The organism is Embleya sp. NBC_00888 (assembly GCF_045207655.1).
In the GTDB taxonomy this organism is placed as follows: domain Bacteria; phylum Actinomycetota; class Actinomycetes; order Streptomycetales; family Streptomycetaceae; genus Embleya.
The window spans coordinates 5147052-5160625 of record NZ_CP108785.1; the positions used below are offsets into that span (position 1 = coordinate 5147052).

The window sequence follows — 13574 nt, forward strand, 5'->3', positions numbered from 1 at the left end:
ACACAATGCTCTCCACGGCCGATGGGGGAGGGACTGGCATGGCTGTTGGGCAGCGGCTTCGGTACGAGATTTTGCGGCGGGACGATCACACGTGCAGGTACTGCGGCGTGAAGGCACCGGCTGTGAAGCTGGTCGTGGACCATGTGGTGCCTCAGGCGCTGGGCGGAACGCATGAGCCATCGAACCTGGTGGCAGCGTGCGAGGAGTGCAATGGCGGCAAGGCATCCGTCCCGCCGGGCGCGGATGTGGTCGAGGACGTTGCCAAGGACGCTGTGCGCTGGGCGGCGGCGATGAAGGAAGCCGTTGCGGCAGCCCGTGCGGACTACAGCACCCGCCTGGCCTACCGGGAGGGCTTCACGACTCTATGGGAGGAGTGGGCGTACGGAGCGGACAACGAGACCTTTCCGCTGCCGAGCGGCTGGGAGAGCACCATCGACGCCCTCCGCGCAGCCGGTCTTGAAGCCTTCGCCTTTGAAGACGCCATCCGACTTGCGATGGGCAACACCAAGGTCACCAAAGACAACAAGTTCCGGTACTTCTGCGGCGTGGCCTGGAGGCGAGTACGGCAACTGCACGATCGCGCCCGGGCCATCCTCTCCACGGGTGACGGCCCCGCAGGTAGCGCCTCGCCTGACGAGGAACGTGCTCCACAGCACTCCCCGACAGACTGTTTCTGGCTGACGGCAACGGCGATATGGATTGCTGGCCGCCGCAAGCAGCCGATGACGGCGCCGGACAACGACGAAGTGGACCGGATCGTCGAGGCCACTTCGCGTGGCACGAGGATCGGCTCCATTCTGGAAGACCAGGGCCAATGGCACCGCCTCCACGAAGTGATGGCGGCCGTCCACGATGCCACCTCCCAGGATCGAGTGGACCCGAACGAGCTCCTCCCCGAGGTGCCGATCGTCGAAGACGCCGCACAGGCCGCCGGACCGGCCGAGGAGTTCACAAGCTGGTGGGGGAGCACCCAGCAGCCACAGGGCACCAACCGGCCCACCGGCGGCACAGGGTGGCGGGCGGAGGAATACGGGCCCGGAAGCTCGGACTACGGTCCGTCGTACGAGTCTGATCCATGGTTGGACCCGGTGTGGGACGGAGATCCGGACGGCTGGGAAGCGGACTTCCGGGAGGAAGACCCCAATGAGGACCACGCCGAGGCGATGTGGGAGACGGCTTTCCGGGACGGCAACATCACTCGGGAGCAATTCCAGAACCGAAAGCGGAACCGCTTCTGAACGGGGCAAGGCGCCGAGCGCCTGCCGGTCCTCGGGTGAATCCCGAACGGGGTGCCGTCGGCGCCGGAGTCGCTGCCGTTGAGGTTGCCGACCTTGCGGCGGTAGCGCCCTGGGCAGCCTGTTCGGACTCGACGCCGAGCGCGGCGGCGATCGTCATGAACGTGAGCAGCGGCTTGCCAGTGTCGGCGGCGGGCAGACCCGAACAGCTCGGATCGTCCCGAGCGATTCGATCTCACCGAAGACCAAGTCGATGGATTCCGAGCCCTCGTGGACCGGGCTTCCCCGCACAACCCCGTGTTCCGCAGGATCCCCGCCACCTCGAATGAACTCGTCAACCTCGTCCGGACCACGCTCGGACCCCACCAAGGCACGATCGCGGCGGCCGAGGACGGTGTCCGTATCGGTGCGATCCCGATTGCCGTCCTGGCCGAACGGTCCGAGCGTCCCGTCGGCCTGGCGTACGCCCAGCGGGCCGGCGGCATCATTCCCGCCGCCACTCACGAACCCCACCTGCTCGCAAGCGAGTTCGCTGCGGCTCGCACGGCTCTGGATGGCAGGGCGATCCTGGACACCGGCACGGTGATCGTCGCGAATCTGATTCCCGTCGCTTCGCCCAATTCCGCGCGCAGTTCGCCGACGTCCTCATCGCGACCCCTTGCCACGACGACTTGGTGGGGAGGGACGGGTCCCACGTCCTCGTACCGGACTTCGAGCCCGTCGGTGCGGAGCAGGCGGGCGGCGGCGGCCCGTGTCGGGGGGTGTCGAAAGGCACCGGGGCGTCGAGGCGCGACGTGTTGCGCGGAGCGTTCGGCCTGTGAACCGGCTGATCGGATCCGCGGGGCGGCACACCTGCGCCCCGCGCCGCATCCTCGCGTGGTGTTCCTCTACGTTGGTCGGGATGGAGTGTGCCCGAGCGGCTATCGCGCGGGATCGGCGACGCGGCAACGTACGGAGGCGTCATGCCCTTGTGGGACAAGGTCGAGCAGTCGGTCCGGCACATGCAGGCGCAGTTGATCGCGAAGAGGCAGGATCTGACCGGTGACGCGTTCCGGGACGCGAGCATGGCGATGTGCGCGCTGGTCGCCGCCGCGGACGGGACGATCGACGAGGCCGAGACGAGCAAGGTCGCGCAGTTGATCGCCGGCAACGAGGCTCTGCGCCAGTTCGACGGGGACGACCTGCAGCGTCGCTTCCACGCCCACGTCGACCGGTTGTCGGCCGACTGCCGGCTCGGCAAGGCACAGGTCATGAAGGACATCGCCAAGGCCGGGGCGAAGCCGGAGGAGGCGCGGGCGGTCATTCGGATCGGCATCGTCATCGGCGGCGCGGACGGCAGGTTCGACCCGAGCGAGCGGACGGTCGTCCGTGAGGCCTGCGTTGCGTTGGGCATCGCCCGTGCCGAGTTCGGACTCTGAAACCGGAGGCGGTCACCACGCTCACGCTGTATCCGTGGGCGGGCTGGCCGCCCTCCCCGGCGCCGCGCGGTGTATGCGATCACGGCCGTGGGGGAGGGGATCGGGACGCGTACGCGGTGGGCGTGGAGGCGTGGCACGGGCGGCGAACCGCTCGCCTCCGGATGCGCCCGCTTGGCCCGGCCGATGCGGTCGTTCGAGAGCGTCGTCCACTGCGTGCAGAGCGACGCGACGCTGATCGACGACGTGCGGTGCCGGTTCCTCCGCGACCGCGACACCGGAACTCAGTCCGCGAAGTAGCCCGGATGCCGGGCCTGGAAGACTGCAGCGTCCTCCAGTACCCGGCGGGCGTGCCTGCTGATGTGTTCGTGGCCGGTTGCCGCGTCGCCGGATTCCAGCGCGTCCACGATCGCCGTGTGCTCGTCGACGAGGTCGCGCACGGTCTGGGGGTCGGGCAGGCTGAGCCGCCGGAAGCGGTCCAGGTGCATCTTCATCGGCTGCATCACCTGCCAGGCGCCGGGATAGCCGCTCATTTCGAAGATCTGCCGGTGGAGTGCCTCGTCGGCGGCGAAGAACCCGTCGAGGTCGTGGGCCTGTTGGCAGCGTTCCTGTTCGGCGAGGAGGGCGCGCAGTCCGGTGACGTCCCGTTCCGGTTTGTCGCAGGCCGCGGCGAACGCGGCCAGTTCCAGGCTCTCGCGGACGAAGCGTGCCTGCTCCACGTCGTGCAGTCGGATCGGCTCGACTCGGGTGCCCACCTGGGGCAGTACGGATACGAGACCGCCGTCCACGAGCCGCGCGATGGCCTCGCGCAGCGGCGTTCGACTGACCTGCAACTGCTCGGCCAGATCCGTCTCCGACAGCGACGCACCGGGCTCGATCCGCAGCTCGAGGATGGCCGCGGCCAACTCCTCGTACACACGGTCGGAGGTGCGCTGCCGCATCCGGGGACGAGTGACCGGCGAGAGGCTCGACGCCGTGTTCAGGCTACTACGCTCCGACTTCACGTCGTCATCATCGCACGCTGTGTATGCAAGTATCCAATGGGGTCGGGGGGTGCCCGGCCGGTCTGGACGCGGCCTCTGCAGGGCTGTCACGTCCGGACCGCTCCCCAGCCCCCTCGTCGTCGTGGGAAGGCCTGCGCGTGCAACTCCGGAGCTTTCCGCCGGAAGTCGTCGGGGAAATCGCGTCAGTCGAGGCCGAGTGCGTTGAGGATGCCCTGGAGGTAGCCGATCGCGTGGGCGCGGCCGCGGCTGCAGTAGGCGTCGGGGGAGATGTCGAGCCAGGTGTCGGGGTCGCCGATCATGGCGGGCACGTGGTCGTCGATGATGAAGCCGTCGAATCCCACGTCGTGGAGGCGGCGTATGACGCGGGCGGGGTTGTAGTTGCCCTCGCCGAGGAAGCACTCCCGGAAGGACGGGACGGTTCCCTGGACGTCCCGGAAATGGACGTAGAAGATCGCGCCGAGCGGACCGAGCGTGTCGATGACCTCGTTGACGGTGTCCTCGCCGCCCATCTCGGAGACCGTGCCGAGGCAGAAGTCCAGACCCCAGGCCGGACTTCCCTTCGCCTGCTCATGCGCTGCGGCCAGCGAGGCCGGCGAGGTGAAGATGCGCGCCGCGCCGCCCAACGGCTCGTCCACCGGCGGGTCGTCCGGGTGCAGTGCCAGCCGCACCCCGGCTTCCTCTGCGACGGGCAGGACGGCGTCGAGGAAGTACTGGTGGTTGGCCCACATCTGCTCGGCCGTGATCGGCTCGGACGGCGATTCGGTGGGCGAGAGCCGGTAGGAGGCGAGTGCGTTGCCGGCGCCGATGTCGGCCAGGTCGAAGGAGGTGACCTTGGCGCCGCCGCGGCCCGCCGCGTCCATGTCGGTGCGCCACACGAACGTCGGAAGCCAGTTGTAGCCGAGCATGTCGATGCCGACCGCGCCCATGTTCCGGATGGTCGTGCGGTAGTTCGCGATCTGTTCGTCCCGCCCGGGAAGGCCTCGCTGGACTTTCCAGAAGTGGGCCAGGGGGACGTTCTCCAGGCCGTCGATCCGCAGTCCGTCGGCGTCGCAGCGCTCGCGCAGCGCCCGCAGCTCCTGCAGGCTCCAGTGGCCCGCCTCGCCGGGCAGCAGGTCGGGGGTGTGGAACTGGACGCCGGTGAGCCCGAGTTGACGGGCGAAGGTCGCCGTCATGTCGTCGTAGACGTCGATGTGACCGAGGGAGAGCCTCAGCGTCATGCTCGTACCGCTTTCTGGGTCTGTCGGCCGAGGCCGTCGATTTCGACCTCGACGAGGTCGCCTTCGGTGGGATGGGGGAACCGGCCGGAGAGCGCGACGCCCTCGGGGCTGCCGGTGTTGACGATGTCGCCGGACTCCGGGACGGTGACCCGGCTGAGCGGGCGAATCAGCGTGGCGACATCGAAGATCATGTCCGCCGTCGAGGAGGACTGCCGGGGCTCGCCGTTGACCCGGGACCGCGGCCCGAGCGCCTGGGGGTCGGGGACCTCGTCGGGCGTCGGCAGTCGGGGGCCCAACGGGTTGAACGTCTCGCAGCTCTTGCCCTTGGACCACCGGCCCCCGCCGGTCTCCAGCCGAAGCCGGCGCTCCGAGACGTCGTTGGGGACGGTGTATCCCCCGCTGCGGACCGGCGCCCGCTCGGGGGACTCCGAGTAGCGGACCCTCCGGCCGATCACGACAGCGAGTTCGACCTCCCGGTCGGTCCGGTCTGATCCGCGCGGGAGCAGGAGGTCGTCGTACGGACCGACGACCGTGTCGGGGGCCTCGTATAACACCACCGGGTGGTCCGGCTGCGGCGAGCCGGACTCGGCGGCGTGGGCGGCGTGGTTCAGGCCGACGCACGGCACGCCGCCGGGGCGGGCCACGGGCGGGCCGATGCGCAGGCCGGTGACGTCGAAGGGCGGCAGGGTGCCGGCCACATGCGCGGCGCGGGCGCGTTCCATTCCGCCGCCGCGGAAGGCGCCGTCGATGTCGACGGCGACGGAGCGCAGGTCGTGGTACTCGCCGTCCGGGGTGGCCACGACGGGCGTCTCGGCGCGGGGTGGGCCGATACGCAGGAATCTCATGGTGGTCCTTTCCGCAGGGAAGGAAGGGCCGGCCCCGGGCGGAACCCGCCGTCGGCGGCCGGCGCAGTCGGTGCGGCCGGTCCGGCTCGTCCGGTCCTCATCCGGCGAAGTAACCGGGGTAGCGGCCATGGAGACCGGGGGCGATCTCCAAAACCCTGCGCGCGTGCCTGCTGATGTGTTCGTGGCCGGTTGCCGCGTCGCCGGATTCCAGCGCGTCCACGATCGCAGTGTGGTCGTCGATGAGGATGCGCACGGTCTGGGGGTCGGGCAGGCTGAGCCGCCGGAAGCGGTCCAGGTGCATCTTCATCGGCTGCATCACCTGCCAGGCGCCGAGATGGCCGCTCGTCTCGAAGATCTGCCGGTGGAGTGCCTCGTCGGCGGCGAAGAACCCGTCGAGGTCGTGGGCCTGTTGGCAGCGTTCCTGTTCGGTGAGGAGGGCGCGCAGTCCGGTGACGTCCCGTTCCGGTTTGTCGCAGGCCGCGGCGAACGCGGCCAGTTCCAGGCTCTCGCGGACGAAGCGTGCCTGCTCCACGTCGTGCAGTCGGATCGGCTCGACTCGGGTGCCCACCTGGGGCAGCACGGATACGAGACCGCCGTCCACGAGCCGCGCGATGGCCTCGCGCAGCGGCGTACGGCTGACCTGCAACTGCTCGGCCAGATCCGTCTCCGACAGCGACGCACCCGGTTCGATCCGAAGGTCACGGATGGCCGCGGCCAGTTCCTCGTACACACGGTCGGAGGTGCGCCGGCGGACACGCGGCCGCCCCACCGATGAGAGGGCCGGCAGGCCGCCCGCGAGATTTCGATCCGATTTCACGAAAGGGATCCTTGCATACTGAAGAACTTGTATGCAAGCATCCACGTTACCTCCAGGCAATCTCCGGTTCACAAGCGGAGGCCCCTGGAACTTCTCGCGGAGAGCAGCTGAGTCGCCAACGAGAGAGGAAGACTCGTGCTGATGAAGCATCTGTCGGATACGACACCACCCCCCGAACCCTCCGGCCCGGACGTCCCCGTGCTCTCTGCCACCGGGATCTCCAAGCGCTTCGGTCACGTCACGGCACTGACCGACGTGTCCCTGGAGGTGGCCCCCGGTGAGGTCGTGGCGCTGATGGGCGACAACGGCGCGGGCAAGTCCACGCTGATCAAGATCCTGTCGGGCGCCCTGGCCCCGGACAGCGGAGAGATGCGCGTAGGCGGCGAACGGGTCCACTTCGCCAACCCCTCGGACGCCCGCGCCGCCGGCATCGAGACCGTCTACCAGGACCTCGCGCTGGCCGACGACCTGTCCGCCCCCGCCAACCTGTTCCTGGGCCGTGAGCGCCGCAAGGCGGGACTGCTGGGCAGGCTGGGCGTCCTCGACAACAAGCGCATGCAGACCGAGGCGGAGGAGTATCTGAGCACCCTCGGCGCCCGCGTTCCGGACTACCGGGCTCCGGTGCGGATGTTCTCCGGCGGCCAACGCCAGACCGTGGCGATTGCCCGGGCCGGGATCTGGGCGAGCGAACTGGTCATCATGGACGAGCCCACCGCCGCGCTGGGCCTGGTCCAGACCGAGCAGGTCGCCCGGCTGATCAAGCGCACCCGAGATCGGGGCATCGCCGTCATCGTCATCAGCCACAGCGTGCCGTTCGTGACCGAGGTGGCCGACCGCATCGTCGTGCTCCGCCTGGGCTCCAGCGCCGCGACGCTGTCGCCCGCCACCACCTCGCACGACGAGATCGTCGCCGCCATCACAGGCGCGGCCACCGGAGCCCGCACCGACCAGCAGGGAAGCACGACATGACCACCCACGCCCCCACCTCCGCGGTCGGGTCGGACGCGTCCGGTCCGGACACCGCGAACCGGCTGCGCCGCGCGGTCGCCGCACTGACGAGCAACTGGGTCTTCCTGGCGCTGGTCGTGCTCGTGCTGGCGTTCTCGGTCCAGGCCGGCGAAACGTTCTTCAACGCGGACAACTTCCGCAACATCCTGTTCAACGCCTCCGGGACCATCCTGCTGGCCGTCGGCACCGCCTATCTGATCATCGGTGGACAACTCGACCTGTCCATCGGATCCGTGCTGGTCTTCAGCCAGGTGATCGCCGCCAAGACGATCGTCGCGGTCGGCGGGTCCGCGGAAAGCGGATACCCCAACGCCGGTGTCGCCATCGCGCTCGGCATCGCGGTCGCCGTGGTCGTCGGCGCGGCGTGGGGTTTGTTCAACGGCGTCCTCGTCACCCGGCTGAAGATCCCCTCGTTCATCATCACGCTCGGTACCCTCGGCATGGGCCTGGGCCTGGCACAGGTGATCACCAAGGGCACCGACGTCACCGGGCTGCCACCACAGATGGTCACCGGCATCGGCATGCGCCAGGTGCTCGGGCTGCCGTTGTCCGTGTGGATCGCCCTCGGCGTGGCCGTCGTGGCCGGCCTCGTGCTCGCCAGGACGGAGTTCGGCCGCTACACCTACGCCATCGGCTCCAACGCCGAGGGCGCCCGCCGCAGCGGCATCAAGGTGACCCGCCATCAGATCGTGCTCTTCACCATGATGGGCGCCCTCGCGGGCCTGGCCGGCGTTCTGGACGTCGCCCGGTTCACCACCACCCAGGTCAGCGGCCACAGTGCCGACAACCTCGTCGCCATCGCCGCCGTCATCATCGGCGGGGCCAGCCTCTTCGGCGGCCGCGGCACCATCTTCGGCACCACCGTCGGGGTCATGATCCCGGCCGTGCTCAACAACGGACTGGTCATCGTCAACGTCCAGCCGTTCTGGCAGACGGTGGCCATCGGCGCCATCCTCATCGTCGCCGTCGCCATCGACGACATCAAACGCCGTCAGCAACTGCGCGCGTCCTGATCCCACCTCGCACCACCCCGGACCCCCGCCGCACACAAGGAACGGATCACCCCATGTCCCGCAGAACCACCCGAGTCGCGCCGGCGGCCGGCGCCCTGGCCATCGCTCTCGCCCTGTCGGCCTGTTCCTCCTCCGAAACCCCCGCGAGCGAGAAGGGTGGCGGCTCCGGCAAGCACCGCACCATCGCCTTCATCCCCGGGTGCACCTGCGACCCGTACTACTCGACGCAGATCGAGGGCTTCAAGGCCGCGGCCAAGGCCGCCGGTGCCACCGCGATCGTGCAGGGCCCGGCCAACTTCCAGGCATCCGAGCAGATCCCCGTCCTCCAGGCGGTCGCCCAGAAGAAGCCGGACGCCATCGTCATCGACCCGACCGACGCCACCGCGCTCGCCGCCCCCATCGCCGTGGTGGTCGCCAAGGGCATCCCGGTGATGACGACCGGCAACAACGTCAACAGCGACAAGATCTTCACCGCCATCGCGGCCAGCTCCACCAAGGGCGGCACGCTCGGCGCCCAGGAGCTCATGAAGCAGAAGCCCGAAGGCGGCAAGGTGGTGTTCGTCCACATCAAGCCGGGCATCAGCTCCATCGACGACCGCGAGAAGGGCTACCGGGAGGCCTTCGCGGGTCAGTCCAACTACAAGGTGCTGGCCAACCTCTACGCCGGCAACGACTCCGCCACGCAAGCCGCCGGCCTGGTGCAGTCCGCCATCACCGCCAACCCCGACCTGGTCGCCATCTTCGCCTCGAACGTCATCACCGCCGAGGGCGCGGCCAACGCAGTCAAGGCCGCCGGCAAGACCGGCAAGATCGCCGTGGTCGGCTACGACGCGAGCCCGCAGGAGGCCGCCTACCTCAAGGACGGCACCCTCACCGCCCTCGTCTCCCAGAACCCTTACCAGATAGGCCAGTTGGCCGTGGAGAACACGCTGAAGTACCTCGGGGGCGACCACAACATCCCCAAGGATCAGCCGCTCGTCCCGCTGGTCATCACCAAGGACAACCTGGACGACCCGGCCTCGCAGACCGCCCTGTACAAGTAACCCCGGCCTCCCGCGCCGCGTCCCGGGGCCGCCCCCCATCGGCCCCGGGACCTCCTCCCGCAGTCTCCTCGCAAAAGGACCACACACCCATGGAATTCGAGGGCAAGTCCGCACTGGTCACCGGTGGATCCAGCGGCATCGGCCTGGCCGCGGCCGAACTCCTGGCCGCCCGCGGCGCGCGGGTGGTGTGCGCGTCCGTCACACCGCCGGCCGCCGCCCACGACGCGATCACCCACGTCGAGACCGATGTCACCGACGAGTCCTCGGTCGCCGCCGCCGTCGACCACGCCGTCCACCACCACGGCGGACTCGACGTCCTCGTCGCCTGCGCCGGCATCCAGCGCTACGGCACCGCCGCCGACACCCCCCGCACGACCTGGCAGGAGGTGATGGCGGTCAACGTCGAGGGCGCCTTCCTCGCCGCCAAGCACGCCCTGCCCGCGCTGCGCGCCTCCGGCACGGGGTCGATCGTGCTCGTCTCCTCCGTCCAGGCCTTCGTCACCCAGAAGAACGTCGCCGCCTACACCGCCGGCAAGGGCGCCCTCAACGCCCTCGCCCGCTCCATCGCCGTCGACGAAGCGCAGTACGGCGTGCGCGCCAACACCGTCTGCCCCGGCTCCGTCGACACCCCCATGCTGCGCACCGCCGCCGCCGGCTTCGCCGGCAGTCCCGCGAAGGCCGAATCGCTGATCGCGACCTGGGGCCGTAGCCACCCGCTCGGCCGCGTCGCCCGCCCCGACGAGGTCGCCGAGGCCATCGCCTTCCTCGCGAGCGACCGCGCGAGCTTTGTGACCGGCATCGCCCTGCCCGTCGACGGCGGCCTGCTCGCCCAGGTGGCCGTCGCGCTTCCCGACTGACGCCCGCCGAGACCAACCAACCACCGGAGCAACGATGTTGGCCATCGACATCACCGTCGCCGTCCCGGGCACCGCCAGGGTGGGGGAGGGGCCGTTCTGGGACCCCACCACCAGCGAGCTGACCTGGGTGGACATCCTCGACGGTGCCATCCACACGGCCGATCCCACCCGGCCGCACCCGCGTACCACCATTCTGCCGACCCTCGTCGGCGCCGCCGTCCCGAAACGCTCCGGCGGATTCGTCGCGGCCACCACCGAAGGCTTCACGGACGTCCGCCGCGACGGCAGCTGGACCACCCGCCGTACCGTTCTGCCGCCCGGCCGCCGGATGAACGACGCCAAGTGCGACCCGGCCGGGCGACTGTGGGCCGGCAGCTGCGACCTGGAATTCGCCCCCGCGCGCGGTGCCCTGTACATCCTGGACACCGACTGGACGGTCCATCACGTCCTGGACGACGTGACCCAGCCCAACGGGCTCGGCTGGAGCCCGGACGGCCGTACCTTCTACCTGATCGACACCGTCGCCCGGGAGGTCAACGCCTTCGACCTTCCGCGTGACCGGCTCGCCCCCGGCAACCGCCGCGCCCTCGCACGCTTTCCCTCCGGCGGCGGGGAACCCGACGGGATGGCGATCGACGCCGAAGGCTGCCTGTGGATCGCCCTGTGGGGCGGCGGCCGACTCGTCCGCCTCGCCCCCGACGGCCGCCCCCTGGGCGAAGTCCCTCTGCCCGTCGCACAGCCCACCTCCTGCGCCTTCGGCGGCCCCGACCTCGACGTCCTCTACGTCACCACCGCCCGAGACGGCCTCGGACCCCACCCTGTCGGCCCCGCAGGCTCCGTCCTGGCCGTCCGCGGCCTCGGCGTACACGGCCTGCCCGTCACCCGCTTCGGAGGCTGACCGGTCATGACGTCCTCCCTGTGGCTGCACACCGACCGGCTCTCGGTGGAGGTCCGTCCCGACAAGGGCGCCGACATCACCTCGATCACCGAGCGCGCCACCGGCATCGACATCCTCTTCCGCGCCCCATGGGGACGCCGCGACCTCGCGGGCGCACCCGTCACCGGCGACAGCCGGGCCGACTGGCTCGCCCGGTACGGCGGCGGCTGGCAGCAACTCGTCCCCAACGCCGGCCACGAGCGCACCATCGACGGCGTCCGCCACGGCTACCACGGCGAGGCGGCGACCGTGTCCTGGTCCGTGGTCGACGCCGACGACTCCCGGGCCCGGCTGGTCACCGAACTGATCACCGCCCCCCTGCGGCTCACGCGCACCCTGCACCTCGACGGCCCGGCCCTACGCGTACGCGACACCGTCCACAACACCGCCGAGGAACCCGTCCCCGTCATGTGGGTCCAACACCCGGGATTCGGTGCGCCGTTCATCGACGAGCTCTGCACCATCGGCACCCCCGCCCGCACCGTGCTCACCGACGCCGAACAGCCGGGCAACGCCATGCCACCGGACAGACGAGCCGTCTTCCCGCTCGTCCCCACCGCCGACGGCGGCACGATCGACCTCCGGCAGGTCCCCGGGCCCGGCAGCAGGCGGTCCGTCTTCGCCTGCCTCACCGACTTCGACGCCGGCTGGTTCAGCATCGACAGCCCCACCGCCGGCTTCGGCATCCGGCTCGCATGGGACACCACCGTGTTCCCCCATGCCTGGCTGTGGCAGGAGTGCCACGCGAGCAGCGGCTTCCCCTGGTACCGCCGCGCCTACGTGGTCGCCATCGAACCCGCCAATGTCCTGCCCGGCGACCCTTCCCCGGCCTGCCCCCACCGCGGCCGGGCACCACTTCTGCCCGCCGGTGGCAGCTGGACCAGCGACATCACCCTCACCATCACCGACCTCCCCTGAAGCCGGCAGTCGCCCGCGGGCAGCGCACCACCTCCGGCACCGGACGAACACGGAAGGACCACACACCCATGATCCACGCCGGCACCGAACCGGCCGTCCACCACCCGCAGGCGGTGTGCCTCGGCGAGACCATGGCCGTCCTCCTGCCCGGACACCCCGGCCCCACCGAGTCCGTCGAAGAGTTCCGGGTCGGCGTGGGCGGCGCCGAGTCCAATGTCGCCTGTGGCCTCGCCGGGCACGGGATCACCACCGCCTGGATCAGCCGGGTCGGCGACGACGGCTTCGGCCGGCGCATCACCGACGAACTCACCGCCCGCGGGGTCGACGTCTCGGCCGTCACCATCGATCACCTGCGTCCGACCGGCCTCTACCTCAAGGAAACCCACCCGCACAGCCGGATGCGCTACTACCGCAGCGGTTCCGCCGCCTCCGCCCTCGGCCCCGACACCTTCACCGACCCCGTGTTCAACCAACTCGTCTCCGGCGCCCGACTACTGCACCTGTCGGGCATCACCCCCGCACTCTCCGACAGCTGCCTCGGCCTGATCCGGGCCCTGCTCACCGCCCCCCGCCCCGGCCGCACCGTCAGCTTCGACCTCAACTGGCGGCCCGCCCTGTGGCACGACCGCGACCCGGCCATCCTGCTCGACCTCTGCAACGCCGCCGACCTGCTCTTCCTCGGAGCCGACGAAGCCGAAGCCGCCTTCGGCCTCGGCAGCAACGCCGCCATCCGGGCAGCGTTCCCCGCCCCCGCAACCGTGATCGTCAAGAACGCCGAGCATCACGTCACCGCGCTCAACGCGGACGGCACCACCGTCAGCGAACCCGCGCTCGTCGTCGAGGTCGTCGAACCCACCGGCGCCGGCGACGCGTTCGCCGCCGGATACCTCGCCGCGACCCTGCGCCACCTGGACCAGCGCTCCCGCCTGCGCCTGGGCCACATCACCGCCGCCACCGCCCTCACCACCCACGGCGACCACGGCACCCCACCCTCCCCCGACCTCACCACCGACCTCCTCGCCGCCTCTCCCGACGAATGGGCCGCGACCCGGGTCACCGCCGCCGGAATCCACTCACCCGCCCTGTCCTGAGCACACGGCCCGACCGGGCTCCGCACTCGCACCACGACAAGCCGACCACGGAGCATCGGACCAGGACCACGCCCTGTCCCGTGCAGCGGAGCCACCGCCAACCCGGCGATCGGCGTCAAACGCCCAAAAGGCCGGGCCACCAGTCTGCGGCCGGGCTTTCATCCTCCTCGGGAG

At 70.3% G+C, this 13574-nt stretch carries 13 protein-coding genes; 9 read left to right on the plus strand and 4 right to left on the minus strand.

All coding sequences use genetic code 11. The features are described from left to right. The first annotated feature begins 38 nt into the window (after positions 1 to 38). Both OG948_RS56830 and OG948_RS56835 read left to right on the plus strand, forming a co-directional pair. On the plus strand, positions 39 to 1238 hold the full coding sequence (locus OG948_RS56830; protein WP_331772923.1) for an HNH endonuclease: 1200 nt from the start codon (positions 39 to 41) through the stop codon (positions 1236 to 1238). Between the two features lie 959 nt (positions 1239 to 2197). Next, complete coding sequence (locus OG948_RS56835) at positions 2198 to 2653, plus strand: tellurite resistance TerB family protein (RefSeq protein ID WP_331772924.1); 456 nt, start codon at positions 2198 to 2200, stop codon at positions 2651 to 2653. 281 nt (positions 2654 to 2934) lie between these two features. On the opposite strand, the gene OG948_RS56840 is transcribed toward OG948_RS56835, so the two are convergent. From OG948_RS56840 to OG948_RS56855, 4 genes are all read right to left on the minus strand, one after another. Continuing rightward, entirely contained in the window at positions 2935 to 3591 is a 657-nt protein-coding gene (locus tag OG948_RS56840) for a GntR family transcriptional regulator (RefSeq protein WP_406300807.1), read from the minus strand. Between the two features lie 245 nt (positions 3592 to 3836). Next, positions 3837 to 4871, minus strand: coding sequence for a mannonate dehydratase (locus tag OG948_RS56845; RefSeq protein ID WP_331772926.1), 1035 nt, complete (start codon positions 4869 to 4871; stop codon positions 3837 to 3839). Then, positions 4868 to 5716 (minus strand): fumarylacetoacetate hydrolase family protein, encoded by an 849-nt coding sequence (locus tag OG948_RS56850; RefSeq protein ID WP_331772927.1) that lies wholly within the window; start codon positions 5714 to 5716, stop codon positions 4868 to 4870. Before OG948_RS56850 ends, OG948_RS56845 begins: the two co-directional genes overlap by 4 nt. A 97-nt stretch (positions 5717 to 5813) precedes the next feature. Continuing rightward, the gene (locus OG948_RS56855; RefSeq protein WP_331772928.1) at positions 5814 to 6533 is read right to left on the minus strand and encodes a GntR family transcriptional regulator; all 720 of its coding nucleotides are present in this window, start codon (positions 6531 to 6533) and stop codon (positions 5814 to 5816) included. Between the two features lie 141 nt (positions 6534 to 6674). Between OG948_RS56855 and OG948_RS56860 the strand changes: the two genes are divergently transcribed. The 7 genes from OG948_RS56860 to OG948_RS56890 all read left to right on the plus strand — a co-directional run bounded on the left by OG948_RS56860 (position 6675) and on the right by OG948_RS56890 (position 13400). Beyond that, on the plus strand, positions 6675 to 7502 hold the full coding sequence (locus tag OG948_RS56860; protein WP_331773632.1) for an ATP-binding cassette domain-containing protein: 828 nt from the start codon (positions 6675 to 6677) through the stop codon (positions 7500 to 7502). Continuing rightward, positions 7499 to 8554 carry an ABC transporter permease gene (locus OG948_RS56865; protein ID WP_331772929.1) on the plus strand — a complete coding sequence of 352 codons (1056 nt, stop codon included), beginning with the start codon at positions 7499 to 7501 and terminating at the stop codon, positions 8552 to 8554. The genes OG948_RS56860 and OG948_RS56865 overlap by 4 nt, the downstream gene beginning before the upstream one ends. 53 nt (positions 8555 to 8607) lie before the next feature. Continuing rightward, entirely contained in the window at positions 8608 to 9597 is a 990-nt protein-coding gene (locus OG948_RS56870) for a substrate-binding domain-containing protein (protein ID WP_331772930.1), read from the plus strand. Between the two features lie 89 nt (positions 9598 to 9686). Continuing rightward, positions 9687 to 10454 (plus strand): SDR family oxidoreductase, encoded by a 768-nt coding sequence (locus OG948_RS56875; RefSeq protein WP_331772931.1) that lies wholly within the window; start codon positions 9687 to 9689, stop codon positions 10452 to 10454. Between the two features lie 34 nt (positions 10455 to 10488). After that, positions 10489 to 11352 carry an SMP-30/gluconolactonase/LRE family protein gene (locus OG948_RS56880; protein ID WP_331772932.1) on the plus strand — a complete coding sequence of 288 codons (864 nt, stop codon included), beginning with the start codon at positions 10489 to 10491 and terminating at the stop codon, positions 11350 to 11352. Between the two features lie 6 nt (positions 11353 to 11358). After that, entirely contained in the window at positions 11359 to 12309 is a 951-nt protein-coding gene (locus tag OG948_RS56885) for a DUF4432 family protein (RefSeq protein ID WP_331772933.1), read from the plus strand. Between the two features lie 68 nt (positions 12310 to 12377). Next, positions 12378 to 13400: a sugar kinase gene (locus tag OG948_RS56890; protein ID WP_331772934.1), complete on the plus strand. Its 1023-nt coding sequence runs from the start codon at positions 12378 to 12380 to the stop codon at positions 13398 to 13400. Positions 13401 to 13574 lie beyond the last annotated feature (174 nt).

Coding starts and splice junctions, on each gene's coding strand:
- OG948_RS56830 (WP_331772923.1), top strand. CDS start 39: ATGGCTGTTGGGCAGCGGCTTCGGTACGAGATTTTGCGGCGGGACGAT.
- OG948_RS56835 (WP_331772924.1), top strand. CDS start 2,198: ATGCCCTTGTGGGACAAGGTCGAGCAGTCGGTCCGGCACATGCAGGCG.
- OG948_RS56840 (WP_406300807.1), bottom strand. CDS start 3,591: ATGCGGCAGCGCACCTCCGACCGTGTGTACGAGGAGTTGGCCGCGGCC.
- OG948_RS56845 (WP_331772926.1), bottom strand. CDS start 4,871: ATGACGCTGAGGCTCTCCCTCGGTCACATCGACGTCTACGACGACATG.
- OG948_RS56850 (WP_331772927.1), bottom strand. CDS start 5,716: ATGAGATTCCTGCGTATCGGCCCACCCCGCGCCGAGACGCCCGTCGTG.
- OG948_RS56860 (WP_331773632.1), top strand. CDS start 6,675: ATGAAGCATCTGTCGGATACGACACCACCCCCCGAACCCTCCGGCCCG.
- OG948_RS56865 (WP_331772929.1), top strand. CDS start 7,499: ATGACCACCCACGCCCCCACCTCCGCGGTCGGGTCGGACGCGTCCGGT.
- OG948_RS56870 (WP_331772930.1), top strand. CDS start 8,608: ATGTCCCGCAGAACCACCCGAGTCGCGCCGGCGGCCGGCGCCCTGGCC.
- OG948_RS56875 (WP_331772931.1), top strand. CDS start 9,687: ATGGAATTCGAGGGCAAGTCCGCACTGGTCACCGGTGGATCCAGCGGC.
- OG948_RS56880 (WP_331772932.1), top strand. CDS start 10,489: ATGTTGGCCATCGACATCACCGTCGCCGTCCCGGGCACCGCCAGGGTG.
- OG948_RS56885 (WP_331772933.1), top strand. CDS start 11,359: ATGACGTCCTCCCTGTGGCTGCACACCGACCGGCTCTCGGTGGAGGTC.
- OG948_RS56890 (WP_331772934.1), top strand. CDS start 12,378: ATGATCCACGCCGGCACCGAACCGGCCGTCCACCACCCGCAGGCGGTG.